Raw genomic sequence first — 2,500 nt, 5'->3', positions numbered from 1 at the left:
AACTGCTAGTAGCAGCTGGGTTTCCCCATTCGGAGACCTAGGGATCAATGCGTACTTACTGCTCCCCCTAGAATATCGTCGTTAGTCACGTCCTTCATCGGCTCTTAGTGCCAAGGCATCCACCGTGCGCCCTTATTAACTTTGCCATGATGATTTATAATCATCGTTTTTCAAGTATAAGTTTGTAAATTCTTTAAAATTCACAGCTTTTGGTTTATTTATCGTTATTAGATATTGTTATTTAGTTTTCAATGTTCAAGTGATTTTAACGTCTTGTCTGACAATGGAGCCTAGCGGGATCGAACCGCTGACCTCCTGCGTGCAAAGCAGGCGCTCTCCCAGCTGAGCTAAGGCCCCACAATCAAGAATTTGATTCTTGCTTAGGTTTATCACTAAACCCCTCAAAACTGAATAAAGTTGAATGCTCACGTCTTTGTATATATTCCTTAGAAAGGAGGTGATCCAGCCGCACCTTCCGATACGGCTACCTTGTTACGACTTCACCCCAGTCATCGGTCTTACCTTAGGAAGCGCCCTCCTTGCGGTTAGGCAACCTACTTCGGGTACTCCCAACTCCCGTGGTGTGACGGGCGGTGTGTACAAGGCCCGGGAACGTATTCACCGCGGCGTGCTGATCCGCGATTACTAGCGATTCCGACTTCATGTAGGCGAGTTGCAGCCTACAATCCGAACTGAGAATGGTTTTAAGAGATTAGCTAAACATCACTGTCTCGCGACTCGTTGTACCATCCATTGTAGCACGTGTGTAGCCCAGGTCATAAGGGGCATGATGATTTGACGTCATCCCCACCTTCCTCCGGTTTATCACCGGCAGTCTCGTTAGAGTGCCCAACTTAATGATGGCAACTAACAATAGGGGTTGCGCTCGTTGCGGGACTTAACCCAACATCTCACGACACGAGCTGACGACAACCATGCACCACCTGTATCCCGTGTCCCGAAGGAACTTCCTATCTCTAGGAATAGCACGAGTATGTCAAGACCTGGTAAGGTTCTTCGCGTTGCTTCGAATTAAACCACATGCTCCACCGCTTGTGCGGGCCCCCGTCAATTCCTTTGAGTTTCAACCTTGCGGTCGTACTCCCCAGGCGGAGTGCTTATTGCGTTAGCTGCGATACAGAGAACTTATAGCTCCCTACATCTAGCACTCATCGTTTACGGCGTGGACTACCAGGGTATCTAATCCTGTTTGCTCCCCACGCTTTCGAGCCTCAGTGTCAGTTACAGGCCAGAGAGCCGCTTTCGCCACCGGTGTTCCTCCATATATCTACGCATTTCACCGCTACACATGGAATTCCACTCTCCTCTCCTGCACTCAAGTCTACCAGTTTCCAATGCATACAATGGTTGAGCCACTGCCTTTTACACCAGACTTAATAAACCACCTGCGCTCGCTTTACGCCCAATAAATCCGGACAACGCTCGGGACCTACGTATTACCGCGGCTGCTGGCACGTAGTTAGCCGTCCCTTTCTGGGTAGTTACCGTCACTTGATGAGCTTTCCACTCTCACCAACGTTCTTCTCTACCAACAGAGTTTTACGATCCGAAAACCTTCTTCACTCACGCGGCGTTGCTCGGTCAGACTTTCGTCCATTGCCGAAGATTCCCTACTGCTGCCTCCCGTAGGAGTTTGGGCCGTGTCTCAGTCCCAATGTGGCCGATCACCCTCTCAGGTCGGCTATGTATCATCGCCTTGGTGAGCCTTTACCTCACCAACTAGCTAATACAACGCGGGATCATCTTTGAGTGATGCAATTGCATCTTTCAAACTTAAAACTTGTGTTTAAAGTTTTTATGCGGTATTAGCATTCGTTTCCAAATGTTGTCCCCCGCTCAAAGGCAGATTCCCCACGCGTTACTCACCCGTTCGCTGCTCATCCAGTCGGTACAAGTACCAACCTTCAGCGCTCAACTTGCATGTATTAGGCACGCCGCCAGCGTTCGTCCTGAGCCAGGATCAAACTCTCAAATAAAGTATTTAAGTCACCTTAGTGACTGGCTTGTCTTTCATTATTGATTGACAGATTTTTGATGTATCTTACTACATCACATGAGTCATTCTTCTTTATTCAGTTTTCAATGGTCTAGCTTATCGCTTCAAGACCCTCGTCTCTTGCGACAACTATTATATTCTATCAAACCTAACTAAACTTGTCAAGAATTAACTGTGACTTTTATACCTTTTTTTATCTTACGTTCGCTTTTTCCCTCTCCTGTATTCGCTTTATTTCATGCCACCACTAGCTTTGGTAAATTAAAAAAATTAGTCTTTTTTAACTTGCTTTTTTCTTCTCTTATCAAAAAACTCCCTATTTTTATTAAAATAGGGAATTCCTCTTCACTCTTCGTCTTCTGAAAATAAGATGGCCTTTATTTTTTCACGAAGGCGATACCGTTGCATGCGAGTTAGTTCTTCTCCTCGCATTTGTCGAAGTAGTAAGTCTTGATAATGTGCGCTCAAACCTTCATATACTTC

At 46.2% G+C, this 2,500-nt stretch carries 1 tRNA gene and 2 rRNA genes (1 of these 3 cut by a window edge); all 3 read right to left on the bottom strand.

The features are described from left to right. Window positions 1-146, bottom strand: a 23S ribosomal RNA gene (locus tag ACFY36_RS51725); it reaches 2,755 nt to the left of the window's first position. Between the two features lie 138 nt (window positions 147-284). Then, window positions 285-357: transfer RNA gene (locus ACFY36_RS51720), tRNA-Ala, on the bottom strand. Between the two features lie 93 nt (window positions 358-450). Beyond that, window positions 451-1,997, bottom strand: a 16S ribosomal RNA gene (locus ACFY36_RS51715). Together the 16S and 23S rRNA genes with 1 tRNA gene alongside form the textbook arrangement of a ribosomal RNA operon. Between the last annotated feature and the right edge of the window lie 503 nt (window positions 1,998-2,500).

The sequence above is a fragment of the Actinoplanes sp. NPDC000266 genome, from assembly GCF_042899005.1.
Classification (GTDB): Bacteria; Actinomycetota; Actinomycetes; order Mycobacteriales; family Micromonosporaceae; genus Actinoplanes.
Note: the sequence above shows the minus strand (reverse complement) of the source record. Positions and strands in the feature narration are given on the sequence as shown.